Annotated in this window: 20 protein-coding genes, 1 tRNA gene and 3 pseudogenes; 9 read left to right on the top strand and 15 right to left on the bottom strand. The window is 63.5% G+C overall.

All coding sequences use genetic code 11. The features are described 5' to 3' along the window. Positions 1-227: 227 nt before the first annotated feature. The 4 genes and pseudogenes from JKL46_RS19300 to istA all read right to left on the bottom strand — a co-directional run bounded on the left by JKL46_RS19300 (position 228) and on the right by istA (position 5,369). Complete coding sequence (locus JKL46_RS19300) at positions 228-2,312, bottom strand: response regulator (RefSeq protein WP_343074081.1); 2,085 nt, start codon at positions 2,310-2,312, stop codon at positions 228-230. A 402-nt stretch (positions 2,313-2,714) separates the two neighbouring features. Then, positions 2,715-2,939 (bottom strand): hypothetical protein, encoded by a 225-nt coding sequence (locus tag JKL46_RS19295; RefSeq protein WP_201836052.1) that lies wholly within the window; start codon positions 2,937-2,939, stop codon positions 2,715-2,717. Between the two features lie 312 nt (positions 2,940-3,251). Continuing rightward, positions 3,252-4,110, bottom strand: a pseudogene (istB, locus tag JKL46_RS19290) (IS21-like element helper ATPase IstB). Then, a pseudogene (istA, locus tag JKL46_RS19285) lies at positions 4,107-5,369 on the bottom strand (IS21 family transposase). Before istA ends, istB begins: the two co-directional pseudogenes overlap by 4 nt. Before the next feature lie 203 nt (positions 5,370-5,572). Between istA and JKL46_RS19280 the strand changes: the two are divergent. Both JKL46_RS19280 and JKL46_RS19275 read left to right on the top strand, forming a co-directional pair. Next, on the top strand, positions 5,573-5,848 hold the full coding sequence (locus JKL46_RS19280; protein WP_246529409.1) for a hypothetical protein: 276 nt from the start codon (positions 5,573-5,575) through the stop codon (positions 5,846-5,848). A 19-nt stretch (positions 5,849-5,867) separates the two neighbouring features. Beyond that, positions 5,868-6,119, top strand: a complete 252-nt coding sequence (locus JKL46_RS19275; protein ID WP_201836050.1) for a hypothetical protein — start codon at positions 5,868-5,870, stop codon at positions 6,117-6,119. 79 nt (positions 6,120-6,198) lie between these two features. Here JKL46_RS19275 and JKL46_RS19270 read toward each other — a convergent pair whose 3' ends face one another. The 5 genes from JKL46_RS19270 to JKL46_RS19255 all read right to left on the bottom strand — a co-directional run bounded on the left by JKL46_RS19270 (position 6,199) and on the right by JKL46_RS19255 (position 9,437). After that, on the bottom strand, positions 6,199-8,358 hold the full coding sequence (locus tag JKL46_RS19270; protein ID WP_201836048.1) for a PAS domain-containing sensor histidine kinase: 2,160 nt from the start codon (positions 8,356-8,358) through the stop codon (positions 6,199-6,201). Then, positions 8,348-8,548 (bottom strand): type II toxin-antitoxin system ParD family antitoxin, encoded by a 201-nt coding sequence (locus tag JKL46_RS19265; RefSeq protein WP_201836040.1) that lies wholly within the window; start codon positions 8,546-8,548, stop codon positions 8,348-8,350. The genes JKL46_RS19270 and JKL46_RS19265 overlap by 11 nt, the downstream gene beginning before the upstream one ends. Positions 8,549-8,743: 195 nt before the next feature. Continuing rightward, complete coding sequence (locus JKL46_RS36365) at positions 8,744-8,872, bottom strand: hypothetical protein (RefSeq protein ID WP_281399900.1); 129 nt, start codon at positions 8,870-8,872, stop codon at positions 8,744-8,746. 44 nt (positions 8,873-8,916) lie between these two features. Then, positions 8,917-9,147 (bottom strand): hypothetical protein, encoded by a 231-nt coding sequence (locus JKL46_RS19260; RefSeq protein WP_201836035.1) that lies wholly within the window; start codon positions 9,145-9,147, stop codon positions 8,917-8,919. 113 nt (positions 9,148-9,260) lie between these two features. Beyond that, positions 9,261-9,437: a hypothetical protein gene (locus JKL46_RS19255; protein WP_201836027.1), complete on the bottom strand. Its 177-nt coding sequence runs from the start codon at positions 9,435-9,437 to the stop codon at positions 9,261-9,263. Positions 9,438-9,751: 314 nt separating this feature from the next. Between JKL46_RS19255 and JKL46_RS36605 the strand changes: the two genes are divergently transcribed. From JKL46_RS36605 to JKL46_RS19240, 3 genes are all read left to right on the top strand, one after another. Beyond that, positions 9,752-10,933 carry a DUF1236 domain-containing protein gene (locus JKL46_RS36605; protein ID WP_201836024.1) on the top strand — a complete coding sequence of 394 codons (1,182 nt, stop codon included), beginning with the start codon at positions 9,752-9,754 and terminating at the stop codon, positions 10,931-10,933. Between the two features lie 185 nt (positions 10,934-11,118). Continuing rightward, the gene (locus tag JKL46_RS19245) at positions 11,119-11,931 is read left to right on the top strand and encodes an IS5 family transposase (protein ID WP_201836022.1); all 813 of its coding nucleotides are present in this window, start codon (positions 11,119-11,121) and stop codon (positions 11,929-11,931) included. Between the two features lie 250 nt (positions 11,932-12,181). Next, entirely contained in the window at positions 12,182-12,586 is a 405-nt protein-coding gene (locus tag JKL46_RS19240; protein ID WP_201836020.1) for a DUF1236 domain-containing protein, read from the top strand. 285 nt (positions 12,587-12,871) lie between these two features. On the opposite strand, the gene JKL46_RS19235 is transcribed toward JKL46_RS19240, so the two are convergent. From JKL46_RS19235 to JKL46_RS19220, 4 genes are all read right to left on the bottom strand, one after another. After that, positions 12,872-13,126 carry a DUF6894 family protein gene (locus JKL46_RS19235; protein WP_425493284.1) on the bottom strand — a complete coding sequence of 85 codons (255 nt, stop codon included), beginning with the start codon at positions 13,124-13,126 and terminating at the stop codon, positions 12,872-12,874. 276 nt (positions 13,127-13,402) lie between these two features. Beyond that, positions 13,403-14,842 carry an IS1182 family transposase gene (locus tag JKL46_RS19230; RefSeq protein WP_201836016.1) on the bottom strand — a complete coding sequence of 480 codons (1,440 nt, stop codon included), beginning with the start codon at positions 14,840-14,842 and terminating at the stop codon, positions 13,403-13,405. A gap of 319 nt (positions 14,843-15,161) precedes the next feature. After that, positions 15,162-15,233 (bottom strand) — tRNA-Lys (locus tag JKL46_RS19225). 72 nt (positions 15,234-15,305) lie between these two features. Beyond that, positions 15,306-15,740 (bottom strand): helix-turn-helix domain-containing protein, encoded by a 435-nt coding sequence (locus tag JKL46_RS19220; protein WP_201836014.1) that lies wholly within the window; start codon positions 15,738-15,740, stop codon positions 15,306-15,308. Positions 15,741-15,799: 59 nt separating this feature from the next. Between JKL46_RS19220 and JKL46_RS19215 the strand changes: the two are divergent. From JKL46_RS19215 to JKL46_RS19200, 4 genes and pseudogenes are all read left to right on the top strand, one after another. Beyond that, positions 15,800-15,964: pseudogene (locus JKL46_RS19215) on the top strand (heme-binding protein); the annotation flags it as partial. A 56-nt stretch (positions 15,965-16,020) separates the two neighbouring features. Then, entirely contained in the window at positions 16,021-16,713 is a 693-nt protein-coding gene (locus JKL46_RS19210) for an ankyrin repeat domain-containing protein (protein ID WP_201836012.1), read from the top strand. 321 nt (positions 16,714-17,034) lie between these two features. Then, the gene (locus JKL46_RS19205) at positions 17,035-17,244 is read left to right on the top strand and encodes a hypothetical protein (protein WP_201836010.1); all 210 of its coding nucleotides are present in this window, start codon (positions 17,035-17,037) and stop codon (positions 17,242-17,244) included. A gap of 1,072 nt (positions 17,245-18,316) precedes the next feature. Further along, the gene (locus JKL46_RS19200) at positions 18,317-19,345 is read left to right on the top strand and encodes an IS110 family RNA-guided transposase (protein WP_201836008.1); all 1,029 of its coding nucleotides are present in this window, start codon (positions 18,317-18,319) and stop codon (positions 19,343-19,345) included. A gap of 338 nt (positions 19,346-19,683) precedes the next feature. On the opposite strand, the gene JKL46_RS19195 is transcribed toward JKL46_RS19200, so the two are convergent. Both JKL46_RS19195 and JKL46_RS19190 read right to left on the bottom strand, forming a co-directional pair. Further along, positions 19,684-19,935, bottom strand: coding sequence for a hypothetical protein (locus JKL46_RS19195; protein ID WP_201836006.1), 252 nt, complete (start codon positions 19,933-19,935; stop codon positions 19,684-19,686). Positions 19,936-20,755: 820 nt separating this feature from the next. After that, positions 20,756-21,115: integrase core domain-containing protein (locus JKL46_RS19190; RefSeq protein WP_210381406.1), on the bottom strand; the 360-nt coding region annotated here is incomplete at its 5' end.

Raw genomic sequence — 21,115 nt, 5'->3', positions numbered from 1 at the left:
TGGGTACAACGTCCCGGCATAGGAAAGCAGTGTCCAGCGCCTAGGGGGTAAATGACTTGTGCGGCATGAGACAAGCGCTAGCTCAAGCTTGAGCGTGTGGCGCTGGTTACCCCCACCCTGTCGCCCACGTTGGGAAAGGCCTCGTTTTGCGGGGCCTTTCTTTTGACGACTGTTCCAACCTGACATCGCTGCGGCCCATCCGCTCTCCGGACGGGGAGCGCATCCACTCACTCCGCGGCGGATGCTGGGGCAGGAGCCGGAGGCGATCCGACTTCAGGGATATGGGGAGTTGCCATGATTGATTGGATCTTTTCTGCGAGGTCGCTGATCTGGTAAGGTTTGTAGAGAAGGTCGACGTCCTCGACCGTCCCGTCGCCGTCCACATAGCCGGTCGTCAGAAGCACCCGGACGTCCGGCATCTCGTGCTTGATGACGTGGGCAAGATCGATGCCGGTGCGCTCACCTGGCATGCGCACGTCGGAGAACACGAGGCATACGCGTCCGTTCGCCTTCAGCAGTCGGAGCGCCTCGTCGGCGGTTGCAGCCTCGATCACCTCGAAACCCAGGGAGCGGATCGTCGAGACCGCCACCTGCCGGACTGCCGGATTGTCCTCGACGACGAGCACGGTCCGTCCGGCCCCAAAGGGCTCCGCGATGGTCGGGTGAATGTCCTGTGGTCGCTCGCCGGCTCCTTCCGCGCGGGGCAGGTAGATCCGGATCGTCGTGCCGACGTTCGGCACGCTGTCCACCTCCACATGGCCCTGTGATTGCTGAACGAAACCGTAGACCATGCTGAGCCCGAGGCCCGTCCCTTTGCCGCTTTCCTTGGTCGTGAAGAACGGCTCGAACACGCGCTTCAGCACTTCGGGAGGCATGCCGGTTCCCGTATCGCCGACCGCGATCATGACGTATGCGCCGGCCGGGACAGCCTTGCCGTCTTCCATCACCTGGTTCTCGACGGTGATGGTCAGGTCACCGCCCTCGGGCATAGCGTCACGGGCATTGACCGCCAGGTTCAGGAGCGCAGCCTCCAGTTGGGCCCGGTCGGCCTGGATGGACCAGACATCCTGGTCCAGATGCAGCTTCGCATGAATACGCTCGCCCAAGGTCCGCCCCATCAGATCGAGCAGCCCAGGCATAAGGGTCTTCAGGTCGATGGTTGAGACCTGCAGCGGCTGACGCCGCGAGAAGGTGAGAAGCCTGTAGGTGAGATCGGCACAATGCTGAGCGCTCTCCATCGCCATCCGAACGCGTCGCTCGGCTTTCTCGTCGCCCTGGATGGATTTCCGCAGCAGGTCGAGATTGCCGACCACGACACTGAGCATGTTGTTGAAATCGTGGGCGATGCCGCCCGTGAGGCGGCCGACAGCTTCGAGCTTGCTGGCGTGGAGCAGGTTCTGCTCCATCTGCTTGCGCTCGGTGATATCGAACCACATGCCGAAGAACTCCCGCGGGCGTCCCTCGTCGTCGCGCATGAGCATGGTCTGGTCGAGGACATGGCGTTCCGTCCCATCGGCGCAGCGCCAGCGATACTCCAGGCTAACGGTGCCGTCCTCCGCCAGATCGTGAAGCTGAGCCAGGATCCGGTCGCGATCCTCCCGGTGGAGCCGGGACGACCAGAAATCCGGCCGTTCGAGAAAGGCCTCCGGCCCGAAGCCGGTGATCCGCTCGATGCTCTCGTTCGTAAAATGGAGTTGCCGGTGATCCTCCGTCACGGAGGCGGTATAGAGCGCGATTGGCAGCGACTGGAGGACGAGGGACTGGTGCTCCTCGCGCCGCCGCAGGGCCTGCTCCGCCTTCAGCTTCTCACCGCGGACCCGCAGGTTTTCCATCAGAAGCCGCCGCTCCTCCTCGCCCTTCCGGCGGATCTCTTCTGTCTTGCGGTAGAGGTCGACGAAGATCTCGACCTTGGATTTCAGGATCAGCGGCTCGACCGGCTTGAACACGTAGTCCACTGCGCCTGCCGAGTACCCCTTGAAGACATGCACGTCGTCCTTGTTGACGGCTGTGAGGAACAGGATCGGCACCCGCGCCGAGCGCGGCCGGGCCCGGATCAGGCCGGCGACCTCATAGCCGTCGAGCCGCGGCATCTGCACGTCGAGGAGGATCAGGGCGAAATCGTCTTGCAACACTTGTCGCAAGGCCGCCTCGCCGGAATCAGCCGTGACGATCTCGATCCCCGGCGAGCGCAGCACTTCTTCCACCGCGAGGAGATTCCGGTGATCGTCATCGACGACCAGGATCTTGGCAAGGATCACATCGGACGAGGGGCGAACCGAACCTGGGCGGGGTGCGCCTGGGTTCGACGCCACCTGCCTCTCATCTTCCAGCATGAATTCAGCCTGACTTCCACTCGCGAGGGATGGGCTTGTTATCAAAGCACCCGATGTGAGCCTAGTGACCCAAGCTTGCGTGGTGGTCGCACCTGGGCCTGCTGGCGGGCCATGGGCGTGGCGTTCTGGTCCAGCGCATCAAAGCCCAGAAGCCGACCCGCCGATCATCTTGGCCACCAGCTTTGGCGACATGCCGTCAAGCGCGCATCCGGACCTGATCAGGCTCAACAAGCGGTTTGAACAGACCACCCTCGCCCGTGCGAGGAGCGAGGGCCTGAAGCCGGTTAGCGCGAGCACCGTGGTCCCGTTCCGTCCCCGGCAGGGATGAACGCTGACGGCCCCGCCCGTGGAGCGGGCTGGGACCGGCACCTTGGGGAGGTGCTACCGCCGCCGCACGGTGCGGCGCCGGTTGTCGCCCTGAACCTCATCAACAACGCCACCCGGAGCTCCGGCGACCGCGCCGGCGCCGGCCCCAACCACAGCTCCCACCGGTCCTCCGACTACCGCGCCGGCGGTGGCTCCAACGGCCGTGCTGGTGCTCTGTTGCCGCGTGGCACAGGCGCCCGCCAGGAGACACAGTGCGGTCACGAACACAAGTTTCTGCATGAACTTTCTCCAACCGACCCGACACGGGGTCACCCCGACAACTCTGGCGGCCTTGGACTGTTCAAACGCATGGACTAGCCGAAGAGGAAAGCATCCCGAGAGGCGGTCCTGCTTCCAGGGTCAGGAGCCCGCCGCAGGCGCGTGAATGAGCGGAACGGCAGCGGACAAGCCCGCGTTGGCTTGCAGAGCGTAACCGAGGTTAAGGGAGGCCGCTCATGCGCCTCAGTCCGAGAGTGTCAACGGGCGTTGAAGCCTCCGCATTTGTGGGCCTTCAATTTTCCCGACCTGATAGGCGAGGACGTTCTCCGGTGATCAGCCGGCCGGATGATCCGTCGATGTCCCTCCAAGTGGTCGGCCGCGGCGCTTTGGTGCCGGCGGCGGTGTAATCAAGGCTTTCGAACGCACGTGCTCGGGGACAAGTTCGGCATGCTGACGCAACCGGTAGCTCGAGCCCTCGATCTGGATCACAACCGCATGGTGAAGAAGGCGATCCAACAGCGCCGTGGCCACAACCGGATCGCCGAACACCTCGCCCCATTCCGCAAAGCCGCGATTGGAGGTCAGGATCATGGCGCCTTTCTCATAGCGGGCGTTGACCAACTGGAAGAACAGATTGCCGCCGCCGGACGTGACCGGCAGATAGCCGATCTCATCCACCACCAGCAGCGCGGCCCGCGACAGAAAGCGGATGCGCTCGCGCAGTTGCCCCTCCCGCTCCGCCTTCGCCAACGAGGCAACAATCTCCGCCAGGGGTCGCAAAGTAGACGCTCTTGCCGGCTTTCACCGCCTCCACCGCCAGGGCTGTCGCGAGATGGCTTTTGCCCGTGCCGGGTGGCCCCAGGAGATGTAGCGCCTCAGCCCGATCGATGAACTTGAGCTCGGCCAGCGCCAGAATGCGATTGCGGTCGAGCGAAGGCTGGAAGGCGAAGTCAAAGCTCGCCAGGGTCTTGACCGTCGTCAGCCGCGCCATCAGCAGGGCGGCCTTGATGCGGCGGCTCTCCCGCAACGTGAGCTCTTCCAGAAGCAAGTGATCGAGCGCCTCGATCCCGTCGATCTCGCCCTGCTCGATGCGCCGCAGCGTCGCATCGAGCATCTCCAGGGCACGCGGCATCCGCAGGCCAACCAGGCTTGTGCGGATGCTCTCGAGAGGGGTGTGGCCATGGCCTGTCATGACTGACCTCCCGTGGCGGCCAGATGATCCGCGACCGCTTGATAGAAGGCCAGCGGGCGACGCGCGACGTGATCACCCAGGCGTCCGACCACAATCGCTTCGGGCGCGGAGCGCGATGCCTTCGCGATGAGCCCCTGGCGATGGGCAGGGTCGACCCGCGACTGACGCCGGCCTTCGAGCACCGGATGCTCGGCCACCACCCGGCCCTGCTCGAGAATGCGGATCCGGTCGGGGAGTTGATGCACCTCGACAATGCGCCGGGTGCGATCCGGAACGCTGTAGTAATTGCCGCCGATCGACACGAGCCCGTCATGGCTGACCCGGCGCTCGAGCTTGAGCAGGGCATCGAACGGAAAGGCCGGCAGAGGCTGCAGCTCCGACCGTTCAGCGGCAAAGGCCTCTGCGACGATGCGCTGGGTCGTGCCGTGCAGACGGGCATTGGCGACCGTGTCGAGCCAGTCGCGCAGTTGGGCGTTGAGGTCGTCGAGATTACAAAAGCGGCGCGCCAGGAAGAAGTCCTGCCGGATGTAGCTGAAGGGCCGCTCGACCTTTCCCTTCGTCTTGGCCCGGTACGGCCGGCAGGCTTTGGGCAGGAAGCCGTAGTGCTGTGCCATGGTCAGCAGGGCCCGATTGTAGATGATCTGGCCCTCGCCATCCTCGCCGGTCACCGCGGTCTTCATGCGGTCATAGAGGATCTCGAGCGGCACGCCGCCGAGGCTCTCGAAGGCCAGCATGTGACAGCGCAGCAGGGTCTGCAGGTCCTGGTGCAGGACGAAGCGGGCGAAGATGTAGCGCGAGTGGCCGAGCACCAGGGAGAACAGCCAGACGATGCGGGTGATCTCCGGCTGGTCGGTGAAGACGGTGACGAAGCGGGCGAAGTCGACCTGAGCCTGCTAGCCGGCAGGCGTCTCGAAGCGGATCTCGAAGGGCTTGGGCCGATCAGCTGGGCGGATGGCGGACAGGAAGCGCTTCACGGCCGTGTAGGCGCCCTCATACCCGCGCTCGCGGATCTCTCGCGTGAGCCGCACCGCGCTCAGGTCGGGAAAGGCCGTGATGCGCTCGCGCAGGTAATCGAGATACGGCGCCAGCTTGCCGGGGCGACCGGCCCGGCGTGGGCCGTAGACAGGAGGCTCGAGGCCGCGGGCGATGTACTTGCGGACGGTCTTGGGATCGCGGCCGGTGCGGCGGGCGATGGCTGAGATGGACAATCCCTGACGATGGAGATCGAGGATCATAGGCACTTCTCCAAGCTGGATCACCGGCGCCGCTCCCGTCCGCACTATCTCGGACAGGATCATCGGCGACAGCGGGAGCGCCTGCACGGCCGGAGCAGGTCTCAGGACGCGAAGGCAGGGGCATCAGCTAGGGAATTTTCGAAGCCCACAATCAGGTAGTATTCACCGCCCTATGACAGAGAGAGCTCCTGATCGTCGGCGTTGCCCTGGCCAGCTTGGTGGCCGGCATGGAGCAAAGAGCCCAGGCCCAGGGCCAGCCTCAATCCTCCGAGAGCCTTAAGACCGACAGCACCGGCCCGCAGGATCCCCGGTCCACCGGCTCCGTCGGCCGCTCGAACCAGCCTCTAAGCGACAAGCTCGACAGCACGGACGGCGTGATCCGTCCGCCGGCCGACATCGCCCCGGACATGTCGGTTCGTCCGCCGATGCCGAACCCCGGCACGACGCGGGTCATTCCGCCCCCGGGTACGCCTGGTGGGGATCAGACCGTTGAACCGAAGTGACCTAGCCTCCGGACGGACGATGCTGCTGGCTTCCGACGCTGCCACGCTCGACCAGATCATTGAACTCGCCAACGAGATCATCGACGAGTGCCCGTCCTGCGCAGGCACGGCATCCGAGATCGTCATGTGGGCGAACGAGATCCGAGAGCGCCGCCCCGGTCACGAGGAACTGACGGACTTGATCGATGCGGCCTGCCCCGGTCTGCCCAATGATCAGAGGACACATCTGATCAGAGGGCTCTGTGCCTTTGTCCGCTTCGCTGAAAGCTGAGCTGGCGCGATGTCTAGTCGTATTTGAATGGGCCAGGGCGAGCCGTCGACGAGCTTGTTCGGATCCGACCCGGGCTTTGCTAAGTCCCAAGTTCCTGCAACGGAGCCTTGATAGTGCAGAACACGCCTGCAGGGTCATAGGCGAGATCGACCTCGCCCGCGAGTTCCAGTGCCAAGCTGCGCTCGATCAGTCGGGTGCCGAACCCCTTGCGCGTCGGCGGAGCGACGGCAGGACCGCCCTGCTCCCTCCAGCACAGGTGCAGGCATCGCGGCTCGCCGGGCGTGACCGTCCACGAGATCGAGACCTGCCCTGACGGCACCGACAGCGCCCCGTATTTCGCGGCGTTCGTCGCCAGCTCATGAACGGCCATGGACAGGGCCAGTGCCATGTTGGGTGTTAGCCGGACACGGGGCCCATTGGCCTGGCAGCGTCCACGAGCTTCGCGGCAGTAGGGCGCGACGACTTCACCGATGACCTCGCGCAACTCGGCTCCCTCCCAGGTGTCGCGGGTGAGCAGGTCATGCGCCCGTGCCAGGGCGAAGAGACGGTCCTGGAAGGCCGTGAAGCTCGGGCCGCTGGCCGCGCCCACCTCGCGGAAGCTCTGGACCGCGATGGACTGAACCGTCGCGAGGGTATTCTTCACGCGATGGTTCAACTCATTGATCAGCATGCGCTGGCGCTCCTCCCAGAGCTTGCGCTCGGTGATGTCCAGGGCCACGCCCGTCGCCGTGACGTAAGTCCCACCATCCGATCCGGCCGTGACCTCCATGTCGGAGCGCAGGAGCAGCCAGTGGCGGGAGCCGTCGGGCCAGATCACCTCAAGCTCGTCCTCGGCATGGCGCTCCCCCCGGCCGAGCGCGGCATAGGCCGCCGCATGGAGACGCTCTTTGGCACCCGGCGCATAGCGTGACTGGATCTCGCCGAGGGTCGGGGTTGCGTTCTCGGGGAAGCTGAAGAGACGGTTGAACTCGGGGGAAGTGGTGACGGAGTTAGTCCGGGTGTCGGTGGCCCACACGCCCATGCGGCCGGCATCCAGCGCCACCCGGAGGCGGGCCTCGCTCCGGCGCAGGGCCACTTCCGCCTCCCGGCGTGCCGTGACGTCGATGCTGACCGACACGACGGACCGCGGCTGCCCGGCTTCGTCGTGGATCACGGTCACCGTGTTGCTGACCCAGACCTCGGACCCGTTCGGCCGGATGTAGCGCTTCTCGATCAGGAACGGCTCGCCCGCCCCGACCGCTCGCCGGAACAGGCGAAGGTTCTCCGGCAGATCGTCAGGATGGGTGACGTCCTGCATGCGCAGGCCGTTCAGCAGTTCCTCGCGGGTGTAACCCGTGATCTCGCAGAAGCGGTCGTTCACCCGGAGGAACCGTCCTGAGAGATCGCCTTCGGAGAACCCGGCTGCGGTCTGGTCGAAGATGGCGGCGAGATGAGCCTCGCTCTCGCGCAAGGCGGCCTCGCGCCGCTTGCGCTGCGTGAGATCTCGGGCCAAGCCAATACGGACCTTCCGGCCCTTCCAGGTGGTTTCGCGGCCGACGAACTCCGCGGGGAAGACCGAGCCATCCTTGCGGCAGGCGAGGATCTCGTATGGCCCCTCTTGGCCAAGGGCATTCTTCTCCTGAAGCAGAGCCGCGCTCTCGGGTATCACGAATGCGATGCTGGGGCGCCCGACTACATCCGCCACATCATCGTAGCCGAACATGCGGGCGTAGGCGGGATTGCAGTCGAGGATCACACCGCCATCGTGGATGACCACGCCCTCCCGGGTTTCCTCCGAGAACAGCCGGTAGCGGGCCTCACTCTCCCGGAAGGCAGCTTCCGCCTCGACCTGGTCGGTGACATCGAAACCTTGGGCAAAGATGCCGCTCACCTGCCCCTGGTCGTCCGTCACTGGCTGATACACGAAATCGACGTACCGGGTTTCGGGCGGGGCATCGGCCTGGCGCTGGAAGGCGACAGGCATCCGGCGCCCGGTAAACGGCTCACCCGTGGCGTAGACTTGGTCGAGCTGCGCCACGACGCCTTGCTCCTCCAGCTCGGGGAGCGCGTCACGCACCCGCTGTCCGATCACGTCGCGTCCACCGACGAGGTCGAGATAGGCAGGGTTGGCGAACTCGAAGACGTGCCCAGGACCGCTGACGATGGCGATCATGCCCGGCGCCTGCTGGAAGAAAGGCCAGAGGCGATCTATCGGAGAGCCGGAGGAGGAGCGCACGGCGGCAGCCGGCTTACCGTGCATCGGGCTCACCGGCGGTGGGCTTCTCCCGGTCGACGCTGTCAGGTTGACGACGGTCCTGCTCCACCAGCAGGCGTAGGGCGGCACGCACCACCTCGCTGGCGCTGCGGTAGTGGCCGGTCTGCACCTTGGCGGCGATGAAGGCAGTCAGTTCAGGGGTCAGGGACGCGGTGATCGTGGATTTTGAGGGCATGGCAGGACGGTGGGTAAGAAAGGTTCTTACCCAGTAGCAGCAGCCCCCCTTCTTCGCCATTAACCTATGTTGCTGGTCCAGGCGGTGTTTTGTCTCTAGCCAGGCTTGTTCCGATCGTCGTGAGCGCGGGCCCGAACAAGGGCATGCAAGAAGACCGGCGTCCGAACAGGATAAGCCTTGGGAGATCACAGGGCGTTACACCGGCTGCTTCGCCTGCTTCTGAAGGCAGGCTTTGAGCCGGGCGAGCATGGCCTGCACATGGGCCCGCACCCGTGCCGCTTGCGTGTTGTCCGTGAGAGCCATGGCAGTGTCGGACGCCGTCATGATCGCCGCTCGCGCAAGGACAGCCTCCAACGCTCCCGCCAAGCTTATGTTCCGGCGCTGGTTCTGGATGACCCGGAGGATGGTATGTCCTGGCCCGCCGTCTGCCCCGGATCGCCGCTGGGTTGATTGCGCACCAGCCCCTCGCGAGTTTCGGCCAGCCGGTTCCAGGTACTCGCCATTTCCAGAAGCTGGTCGCGCGGTACGCCCGCCGGCACTTGCTTGGCCAGCACTCGGCATTCCTCGGCGTGTTTCCGGCAGTCCGAGATGGTTTTCATCGAAGCCTTTGCCTGGCGGAGGAAGCCATTATTGAGCTTGGCCGTTCTGAGGCAAGCGTTGACCCGAAGGTCTGAGCTCCAAGGGTGCCTATTGGGACACACGAACGGTCGACTCAGCCGCGCAGGAGTGCCTTCCAGCCGTGGATCTCACCATCGGAAACGAACCGCAGGTTGTCGTCCCGGCCAAAGATCTGCCAGCGGTCGGCGCCTGTTGCGGGATTGGCCGTCCAGAACCCAACCGTCAGCGGAAAATCAGGTGGTTCGTTCTCCTCGGATAGCCAAAGGATCACTGGTATGCCGTCCCGCGGTGCGGCGCTGACCGGGGACCAATCTCCACTCGAACCCATTTCCACCATGGAGGAGGAACTCACAGGTCGAGTGCGACCTTTCTGTGTCCTCCTGGATCATGCCCGTGAACGGCGGCTTCGTTCCTTGTGCCGCTGCGACGAAGCCGACGCATGCTCCTTGGCGCCGGCGCAGACTGAAGGCGAAGGGCAGCGAGTGGGCTGCGCCCTGGGCCTGATGTCCTCCCACGGCGTGGGAACGGAAGCCGTCACGCTTCGTTGGAGCTCTGCAGTTTGAAAACATCCAAGGAGAACAGTTCGTGCGTACGACTCTGCTTTCGACGGCCGCCGCGGTGGCCCTGGCCTTCGCAGTACCGGCTCTCGCCCAAACTCAATCCCCGGGTTCGTCGGACACCGCGCCTGGACAGATCAAGCCTCCGGCCACTTCGTCGGAGACGCCAGGCAAGTCCGAGAGCGCGCCTGGGCAGAGCCGGAACCGCCCCGGCGCTTCGTCTGAGGCCCCTGGCAAATCCGAGACGGCTCCTGGCCGCAGCCAGAGCTCGACCACCTCGTCGGCGGAGCAGCCCAGCCAGGCTCCGCGTCAGGGCCCGCCCGCGCAGGGAACATCGAGCACGTCGTCCACGAACTCGGCCGATCAGGGCCAGCGCCCGGCCGCAGCGGGTGCCAGCGGCTCCCAGAACCCGGCCCAGGCGTCCGACAGCCAGAAGCGTCCGCAGCAGGGCCCGTCGCAGTCGGCCACCGGTTCGCAGGACAACCAGAAGACCGGCTCCGGCTCGACCTCCACGGCCACGGACAGCCAGCAGCGCTCGACCACCGGCTCGTCGCAGCAGCAGAGCATCCAGTCGGGATCGACTTCGGGCGCGCAGCAATCGGATTCCGCCGCACAGCAGAACAACTCGTCGTCTACATCGTCGAACAGCACCGCCAACACGACAACGAATGCTGTTGCCAACCTGGGCACCGAGCAGCGCTCAGAAGTGACGCAGGCCTTCAGCAGCACCAGCGTCAACACGGTGTCGAACGTGACCTTCAACGTGTCGGTCGGCACGACCATCACGGACGAGGTTCGCCTGGCACCTCTGCCGGCGGAAGTCATTCGCATCGTGCCGCAGTACCGGAATTACCAGTACGTCGTGGTGCGTGATGAGATCGTGATCGTCGAGCCCAGGACAAAGAAGATCGTGGAGGTGATCCACAAGTCGGGCGGATCGCGCAAGTCGGCTTCGGTCGGTCTGAGCAGCGAGCAGCGCAAGAAGTTCAAGACCACGGTCGAGACCACCGGTTCGACGCGCCCGTCCACCACATCCAAGGTTGAGATCCGCGAAGGCGTGACGCTGCCGCAGGACGTCGAGATCATGGAGGTGCCGGAAACCATCATCACCGAGGTCCCGGAGTTGCGCACCTACCGCTACGTGGTGGTCGGCGATGAGATCGCCGTGGTCGAGCCCGAGACCCGCCGCGTGATCGAGGTCATCGAGTAAGCCATCTGGTCGGAGGGAGTTTGCCTCCCTCCGACCAGCCCGTTTAGGTGGTGGGTGGGACAAGTTGCGATGGTCGCGTCACCGATGCCGTGCTCCTTCCCAGCTAAGAGCCCGTCCCGAACTGGGTTGAGTGGCCGAGATACCTATGATTCCAGGAGGGTGCTGAAGCCTGACCTGGAACCGCAATGTGGACCTCGACCACCCGGCGGCAGTATAGCCGCGACGGCCTGCGTTACGAAACCGATTTGACCGATGCCGAATGGGCGCTGATTGAGCCGCTCCTCCCCGAGGCCTGCGCCCGAGGACGGCCACGCCGCTGGCCCACTCGGGAGATCCTGAACGCGATCTTTTACGTGCTGCGCGGCGGTATTGCCTGGCGGCTGTTGCCCTCGGATCTGCCACCCAAGAGTACGGTCTTTCGCTGGTTCAGCCTATGGCGCGACACCGGCGTGTTCGAGACCATCAACCACCTCCTGGTCATGGCCGACCGTGAGCGGGTGGGACGGGAGGCCTCGCCCACCGCCGCTGTGCTCGACAGCCAAAGCGTGAAGACCACCGAGAGCGGCGGCCCACGAGGCTATGACGCCGGCAAGAAGGTCAAGGGCCGCAAGCGCCAGGTGATGGTCGACACCGATGGGCGTGGTCTGATCCTGGAGCCGCAGCCGGCGGACGTTCAGGACCGCGATGTTGCCTGTGGGGTTCTGCGTCTGTCGCGGCGCGCGTTCCCGTTCATCATCAAAGCGTTTGCCGACAGCGGCTATGCCGGCGAGACCCCAGCCCAAGCCACCTCGATTGCCATCAAGATCGTCAAGAAACCTCCTGATCAGGTTGGCTTTGCGGTGCATCCTCGCCGCTGGGTCGTCGAACGGTTCTTCGCCTGGATCAGCCGCAATCGTCGGCTCTGGAAAGACCCCGAGGCGACGCTGACTTCAGCTCGAGCGTTCCTCTACGCAGCATCCGTCATGCTCCTCATCCGACGTTTGGGACGGTGCTCATGATTTACGGGACGGACTCTAAGACATCAGGTAACTCACACTAGAAATTTTAGATCGTGATGCGTCATTGCACGTCTGCCGCACGACTTTGCGACCAGATATACAATACAGTTTCCGCCGTTAATGAACCGTTCATCTTACTGAATAATAGGTAAATCTACTTATATTTATCAGAATATTGGAAACCGTTCTCCTGAAAGGACGTTATCTGAGCAGCGGGCGCGAAGCTCGCCATGAATTCAGGAGAAAGTCCATGTCGAAGAAGCTTCTTCTTGCTGGCGCCGTGCTTGCATCCCTTGCTCCCGCGGCAGCTTTTGCTCAGGGCGGCGCTGCGGCCGGTGCGGCGACAGGTGCAGTCGGCGGCGCGGTTGTCGGCGGCCCGGTGGGCGCGGCCGTGGGCGGCGTGACGGGCGCCATCGTGGGTGGTATCGCTGATCAGCAGCAGCCGGAGTTTCGTACCTACGTGACGACCCAGAAGGTGCCGTCCTACACCTACAAGGAAGAGGTGCGTGTCGGCGCCGTCCTGCCGGAGTCCGGCGTGACTTATCACGAGGTGCCGGCCGAGTATAAGGTGAAGGGCTATAAGTACACCGTTGTGAACAACACCCCGGTTCTGGTCGAGCCGAGCAGCCGGAAGGTCGTGCAGGTCATCCGCTAAGGAACGAGCTTCCAGACTAAGCACGGGCGGCCCTAGCGGCCGCCCGTCGTTCTTCTTCGGCTCCGCACCTGAGCAACTCCCGAACGACGTCCTTGGGAAAGGCAAGCCATCTGAGGAATGCTGACTTGCGCACTGGAACTCATGCGTGACGCAAGAAATGTCATGAGGGGCGTACATGCTCGACTGGCTTAGATCATCAGCGCCTGATGCAGCGTGAGCTTAGAGCATTGTTAGTGGGGCGTGCCAGTCGATGGTACACCCAACAGCCAGAAGCACGCTGTTGATTCATGTCACCCGCTTTTTGGCAATGAGCCAGAGTTCTTCTGTTCTGTAGTCTTGGCGGCTTTGATCAAGCGGGATCGTGCGGAGAACCCGATGTGATGCATCGGTGATCTCCAATTGCCAGCCTTGCCAATCATCATCGGCGTACAGGCTGTCATTTCGGATCTCCTCAAGGGCTAGCCGCGATTCCGCTTCGGCCACCTCAAGGTTCACGGCCTCAAAACCGGTGTCATCGGGGATCGCACCCGATGGTCCCAACGAGGTGGAAATAGAAGCGCATGCTCGCGCTCAACAAGGTCGTGGAGAGGCAGGCGTCCCTTCGGACGATTAAGTTTAGAGACAACCCGGGATTTGTTTCAGCAATTCATCGTGATGCTTTGTGACAAATTCTGGATGATGCTTGGGAGAATCTTGGACGCGCCCACGCGATGCACCGATGAATCAAGCCGCAACCAGCCGAGCCCTCGCGCCTCGACATTGATGGTGCAATGAGGCTGCGCACCTCTACCAATCTGCAGGAAGGATAGCATGCCCTTAGGCCCTGAGGGCGGCCATCAGCGGCTGGATGCCCAGGATGTTCAGCACTCGGGTGAGATTGTAGGCCATCACGTGCAGCGCCATCTCGCTGGCCACCTTCGGCAAGGTCTTCAGCAGGAAGTGGGTGGCGCCCATGCGCAGCTTGATCGTGCCAAACGGATGCTCGACCACCTTCCGCCGCTGGCGCATCGCCCCTGGGTTCAGATCGAGCCGGCGCTGCACCGCCTCCAGCACATCCTCATGCTCCCAGCGCACGATCCGCCGCTCCTTGGCGGTGGTGCAGCGGCTCTTCAGCGGACAGGTGTGACAGGCGGTGGTCCAGTAGCGCCGCAGCGTCAGCCCGCGCTCGACGTTGCTGTAGTAGTACCGCAGCTTCTCGCCGGCCGGACAGCGGTAGGCGTCCTCCTCGGGCAGGTAGACGAAGTCGGGCTTGCCGAACCAGCCATCCGCTTTCGAGCCGGAGGTCATCGGCTTGGGCAAGGTGACGGTCACTCCCGCCTGGTCGCAGGCCAGGATCTCCTCGCTATCGAAGTCACCGCGATCAGCAACAGCCTCGAGCCTCTCCACCTCCAGGACAGCCTTGGCTTCCTTGCCCGTGGCGAACAGTTGAGCACGGTCGCAGCCATCATTGGTCACCTCATGCGCCACGATGAGATGGTGCTGTGTCTCCACCGCCACCTGCACATTGTAGCCCACCACGCCGGAGCCGCGCCCGCTGGTTGCCATCGAGCGGGCATCCGGGTCCGTCAGCGAGATCTGCTGGTCGGGCGAGGCCAGCATCTGCGCCTCCAACTCAGCCAGGCGCTGCATCTCCTGCTCGAGCCGGGCGATCTTCTCTTTCAGCCGGGTGGTCCTGGCCGCCAGCGCTTCTGTCGGGTCATGCCGATCGGCCGTGTCGAGTTGCCGGAGATAGCGCGCCACGCTCTCCTCCATCTGCGCCCGGCGGCGCTCGACCTTGGCCCGGGTGAAGTTCTTGTCGCGGTTGTTGACCGCCTTGAACTTGGAGCCGTCGATGGCCACGCTGGCGGTGTTCAACAGCCCCAGCTTGCGGCACAGGGTGACGAACTGGGTGCAGACCTGACGGATGGCCCGGCCGCTGTCCCTGCGGAAATTGGCGATGGTCTTGTGGTCCGGCATCAGGCGGCCGGTCAGCCACATCAGCTCGACATTGCGGCCGGCCTCGCGCTCCAGGCGCCGGCTCGACTGCGCCCGATTGAGATAGCCGTAGATGTAAAGCTTGAGCAGGATGGCGGGATGGTAGGACGGACGTCCGGTTGCCTCGGGCACGACACCATCAAAGCCTAGCGCCCGCAGATCCAGGGCATCGACAAAAGCATCGATGACGCGCACCGGGTTGTTCTCACTGATCCAGTCGTCCAAGCTTTCGGGAAACAGGGTGGTCTGGCTGCGATCCACGCCTTCAACAAAGCGTCTCATCGGATCCCCCAAACATGGCTGAGGCAATCCTACCACCAACCGCGTTTTGACACAGCCAGGGTCAAACCCTGAAGCATCCCTACCCTCCAGGAACGTCAGCTGTTCCTGCCCTAAGCCGCCATTCAGGAATGAGGACTTGATCTAGCCTCGCAGCTCGCAGATGACCGAGGAATCAGCTGTGAGATGATCGTGGCTGATGGCCAGAAGGCCGCGAGGCACACCCACGGCGAAACGGTTCCGCGTGCTTACTATGTGATTACTGAGAGTGATGCATGTGGCCTGCCGGACGACCACATAGGCTCTAAACCTTTGGGAAATATGGTGAGCGCGCTGGGACTCGAACCCAGGACCCTCTGATTAAAAGTCAGGTGCTCCGACTTATCTCCACCTCGCAGGACACTCCGCGGCACAGCCACTGCGGAAATCTCACCTTGGCGCGAGCATTCAACCTGATTGCTGCAACCTATGTGCTCTCGTCCAGCACCTTGCGGATTGTGGTCAGCGAGAGGCCAAAGTGCTTCGCCACCTGATTGGGGGTCACCCCGGCCAAAAGAGCAGCCCGCACCGCTTTCCGCTGCCCCTCCTGCAACTGCGCTGATGCCTTGCTCGATCCTGACGACCTGGACTGCTTCTGCGGGCTCGGGGCGAGGCTCTTTAGGGACAGGATGGCTTGCCTCGCTGCGGTCTCCAACTCCGACCGGCTGCCCCTGCCCGTCTTCAGGCGGCGTTGCACCTCTTCGAGGAGGCCGCCAAGCTGCTGAGCCAGTTGCGCATCCGACAGGCTCGCAAGCGCCGGCGGCTTGGGGGCGACGGAAGCCGGTTCGGACGCGGGCGTCGGGATGGTCAGCGTGTACTCGAACAGCTCGAGGGTACGAGGCGAAGTTCCCTTATGCGGCATGGGCTGTATATAGGGATCGGGCCGCCTTCTCCCAAGCTCGGAGCGGTTCACCCTCCCGCCACTTGGCGGCCATTGAAGGCTTTCTGCTGCTGGGCGGCGGCGTGCCGGTGAAGGCTGGTGATGAGGTGATCGGGGCTGTGGGCGTTGGCGGCGCCCCAGGCGGGCACCTTGATGAGGAATGCGCGAACGCGGGTCTTGCCAAGATCCAACCGAAACTGAAGTGATCACCAACGCGGTGGCCGGCAATTCTACTGGCCACTGCGCCACATGGAGGCAGACCATGGCCAATCCACTTGCACCGGTCGGATTGCTCGTAATCCTGGGGCTCGCCGGGGGCGCTGCCTCGGCGCAAACGCCGCCTACACAGGCTGAACTCTCCGCCTACCGCGGCTTGCACGCGGCCGCGGCCCAAGGCTCTGTTGATGACGTCCGGCGCCTCGGAAAGGTGAGCGTCGATCCGAACAGCCGTGACCAGAATGGCCGCACGCCGCTGCATGTGGCGGCTTTCCAGGGTCACGGCGCAGCAGCGCGAGCCCTGGTCGCCGCCGGGGCAGATCCCAGTCTCCTCGACAACCAGCGTTATGATGCCGTGACCATCGCGGCCGTCAGGGACGATATTCCGACACTGAAAGCTCTGCTCGCGTCTGGTGCCAGCGCGAAGCTGATCACCAGCGTCTACGACGGCACGGCCCTCATCGCCGCGGCCCATCTCGGCCACGACGGCATTGTCCGCGAACTCATCCAAGCCGGCGCGCCGCTCAACCATGTCAACAACCTTGGTTGGACTGCCCTGATCGAGGCGGTGATCCTCGGGGACGGCGGGACTCGTCACACCGAAACCGTGCGGGCCCTCCTCGCAGCCGGCGCCGACGCCAGGATCCCTGACCGCAACGGAGCGACACCACTCCAGCTCGCACAGGCCCGCGGGTACGGCGGCATGGTGTCCTTGCTGCGAGGGGCCTCCGACCGCTAGGGCGATGGCGGGCTCCGTGTAACTTCACGCCTGGGGCAAATCCTCTATGAATCATGTTGAACTTGCCGGCCTTCAGCCACGGCTTGCACCTCGCAGGTAACCTAATCGCGGATCAACGTGTTTCGGGAACAGCGATCGCCGAAGGTTCCGATCCTTCATCAGCCCAACTCACATCCACGTTTGCCCTCAATAGATCGCACGGCCTGCTTGTCCAAGGCACTGCCCATCCGGATTAGGAACGTTGAGCACAGCCATGTGGTTGTTTGATCAATGGGCGGACTGCCTTAGCAGAACCACACCCAGTGAGCAGGAGGAAGTGCCATGGATCACAGGTTCCAGATCGGCCAACTTGTGCGGCCGCGGGACAAGCTTCTCGAGAATACCGGGATCTACGAGATCCTGCGCCAGCTTCCGAGCGGACCGGATGGCGAGCCGCTCTACCGCATCAAAGCTGCAAGCGGACCAGGCCAGCGCGTTGTGCGTGAGGCCGATCTCCTGCCGGCCTCAGCCTGCTCAAGGGTGGCAGGTTGAACAGGCTTTGCCTGTAACTCGGCTCGGAAACAGCAATCTGTATCAGACAGGCGCACCTGTGATGCTGCGGAGTAACCACCCATGTCGGGCCGAAGTGCAGCCGAGCGGCCAGACCCGCCTTAGATCCGATGATCCGGGGTCACAGCAGGGAGCTCAGGCCTCGGCTCGACGCTCGTCACGCTCGCTGAAGCCGAGGCTGGTTGATGATCGATCGGTCCGGATGCCAGACGTTTCTCCAAGGCAGCAATTTGCCGTGCCAGATTGTCGATGGCTGCTTTAAGAGCGAGAACATCAGCCGCGTCTGGAATGGTGGAGACTGTGCCTGCTGCCTGTAGCGGGGCTGACTCATCGAGGCGCGTGCGAGGCTCGGGCTGCGCTTCCCTGTAGGACTCTTGCCTCCCTCTGCGGGATGGCCGGAGCCGTCGGAGCACCTGCCAGATCAGCCACAGGACACAGAAGGCGAGGAAGAGTGCAAGCAGCGCGGAGGGCAGATTGTCGAACATACGTGCCGTAATTCCTGAACGAGCGGGTTGTGGTGTGCGGTAATGCCCCAGCGATGCTGAGCGTTCCGGCGCTGTCCATCCGAGGCGCTTGAAAAAGGTCGGCATCCGACGCGCAAGGATTTACAAGCGTCAGTGTTCGCGCAGTCATCCGTGCCCCCCTGTTGAGTTTTCTCAATCAAGCGAAAGTAGGGGCATGAGCCTTGTCTGTCGGGTGTCCGATGGAGGCCAACCGGCAATAGTCCGTTTTCCCTCGATCCAGCCAAGTTTGCGCAGTTCGTCTACTAAGGCGGTGTAGCCCGGTCCAGCGCAACGGACGGGGCACAGCATCCTGATGCGGGCGCTCTTCGTCGACGGCTGGGCCGCAGCGAGGCAGGTCAGCGGGAGACAAATGGCCCTGGCAAAAGCGGGGACGCGGCTCATGGAAGCCCCCTCTGAAAGGCCAATTCTATACCCTTTTCGCTGGGCTTGACGAGGCCAGTTCCATAAATGATGGAGTGGACGGCGCCTGCTCCCGGCAGCGCCCTATGAGATAGGGTGATTGCCTCAGCGCCAGACAGGGAGCCGCTCCAATGCATGTCACGACTGTTGGTCTCGATCTCGCCAAGCACGTCTTCCAGGTCCACGGCATTGACCAGGATGGACAGATTCTGATCCGCCGGCAGCTCCGCCGAAGTGAGCTCATTGGCTTCTTCCGGCGCTTGCCGCCCTGCCTGATTGGCATGGAGGCGTGTTCCACCGCCCACTTCTGGGCGCGAGAGCTGGCGGCTCTCGGGCACGAGGTCCGGCTCATGCCTGCGGCCTATGTGAAGCCATATGTCAAACGCAGCAAAAGTGATGCACTCGATGCTGAAGGCATTTGCGAGGCGGTGACCCGCCCGACCATGCGCTTTGTTGCGATCAAGAACCCTGAGCAGCAGGCCGCGCTCATGCTCCACGGCACCCGTGACCTACTTGTGCGGCAGCGGACCATGCTGGTTAATGCTCTACGAGGTCACTTGGCCGAGTACGGCGTCATTGCCCCTCAGGGGCTTCCCAGCGTTCCCAAGCTCATCGAGCTGGCCGAGAAGGCACGCGGCATGGCCTTACCGGAGCTGGCATGGCGCTGCATCCGTTTGATCCTCGCTCAGATCGAGGACGTCCATGGCCGCATTGGCCAGGTCGAGCAGGAGATCCTAGCGTGGCATCGCACGAATGAGCTGAGCCAGCGCCTGGAGACCATCCCCGGCATCGGCCTGATCACCGCCAGTGCCTTGGCGGCTACTATCCCGGATCCGAGCTCCTTCCGCTCAGGCCGGCACTTGGCGGCCTGGATCGGGCTGGTGCCACGGCAGAGCGGCACTGGCGGCAAGGTGCGGTTGGGACACATCTCCAAGCAGGGTGATCGGTATCTGCGACGGCTTCTGGTGTTGGGAGCCTCCACACTGATGCGACATGCGCGCGGCCGGACCTCAGTTACGGCGGGGTGGATCAACGGGCTTCTGGCACGCCGCCCAGCCAGCGTGGTCAGAACCGCCATTGCTAACAAGCTGGCACGGATCGCCTGGGCGGTCCTCCAGGACGAGCAAGGATATCGCGCTCCGGCTGCTGCGGCCGCATAGGCGGTCATGGGATCTGGACGAGACATTTGCAGGATTGGTGAGGTGGTGATGGTGTGATGACGAACCGGTCGAGCCGGGGATCAGAGCAGCCCGCGAAGGCCGTTGCGCTCAGACGCAGCATAAACGATAGGGACCTGATCCGCGAACTTCATCAGGGCCAGCGGTCATGTGGCCGCACGACAAGGCCGAACACATGGCTGCACCCGACCAAAGCGTCAAAAGACCAAAACCCTCTTGCCACGCAGGCGCCGTCCACACAAGGCGCCGTCCACACACGGCCTTCCGCGAAATTCGCGGTGGGGCTCTCCTTCGTGTGCCATACTGGTCGTTATGCGAACTTACCTGTGCTGTGTGAGCCAGTTGCGGATGGCGGAAATCACACCGAGCACCAATGCGCCGGCGAGTACGAAAATCACCACTCCTGACACAACATGAACCAATAGATTGTCCTCCGGAATTGCGTCCCGGAACGCGTCGTAGAAGTTATGCATGACGGCGGCGAACAGGCCCAAAAGCCCTCCAAGGAGGATCAGGCTTGGGGTATCCCACCGATGCTTCGCCTTGGACTTTTGTCCCATGCTTTGCATCATCGTGTTCCCCTAACGAGGGCTGTGGTGCCACCAGCGACCACCGAGCGAGCATCCACCGACGGCTCGCCTGCGCGAGGCTCGTCCGGGGCCTTGCTCTCTTGTGAGAACAACCACGGTCTCGTTGCCGTTCTCGATGCAGCGCGAGGCGAAAGCGAAAGCCGCTGAGAGCGCCTCATGCTCGGTGGTATGGGATGATACTGTCTGGTCCTGATGCGAGACTAGGGAGAGATCGTCTCGTATGTGGTTCACCACAATCCGTTCCATGACGACAGATCCTTGCGGTTACTGCTCAGCCTAGTTGGTTTCAGGAGGAGCGCAACAACCCTTACGGGCAGCATCAGCTGCGGATCGCCCCAGACGTCACGGGGGCCAAGGAGACGTTGGATCGCAGCTATCTCCTAGCTTGCCGCTTCGGAATTGTGCGGCATCGGTTCTCATTTTCGCGCACGCGCGAGAATGTTAAGGCCCTCAGACTGGGGCCTGCATGACACTCGGACCCGCGATTGGAGCGACCTCAAGCAGGGGCTGAAAGCCGCCAACTCGCCGCTCTTGCAGCATGAGAGAATAGTCCGCGTCGGCGTGCCGCTCTCGCCGGGATGGTCAGCTCTCTCGTCTGTCGGTTGTCGTTTCCAGTGCCGTGACACGCGGGCGATTGCTGCTTCAGAGCAGCTTCACAGGCTTATCGGAAATCCATGCTTCGGCCGCTCGTGCCTGACCCGCCCCCGCCGATTGGTCCGGTTGGAATGTTAATGGAGTGATGGTTTTGGACCTGCTGGACCTGCCCCGAACGCTGGACCATGGCCGAGCGGAACTTCCGGCCTCATGACCCCATCGGCTGGCTGGGAGCTCCGATGGATTTCATGAACTCGACCGGGGTCTTATGCCCGATCGAGCTGTGCGGTCTTTCACAATTGTACTCGTGTCTGAACGCCTCACATTTTAGCCTGGCGTCGGCCAGAGACAAGAACCAGTTCTGATCAATGCATTCGGCCCGAACCTTGCCGTTGAACGCCTCCACGAAGCTGTTGTCGGTGGGCTTGCCAGGACGGGAGAAATCCAGAACAACTCCATTCCGATACGCCCATAGGTCAAGAGCGCGCGAGACGAATTCGCTGCCGTAGTACATGGGGAAGCAGCGCGGCGGAGCTGGCCCGGGTTGCGCAGCCGCGCTGCGTGGGGT

The organism is Microvirga zambiensis WSM3693, from assembly GCF_016735695.1.
Taxonomy (GTDB): domain Bacteria; phylum Pseudomonadota; class Alphaproteobacteria; order Rhizobiales; family Beijerinckiaceae; genus Microvirga; species Microvirga zambiensis.
Note: the sequence above shows the minus strand (reverse complement) of the source record. Positions and strands in the feature narration are given on the sequence as shown.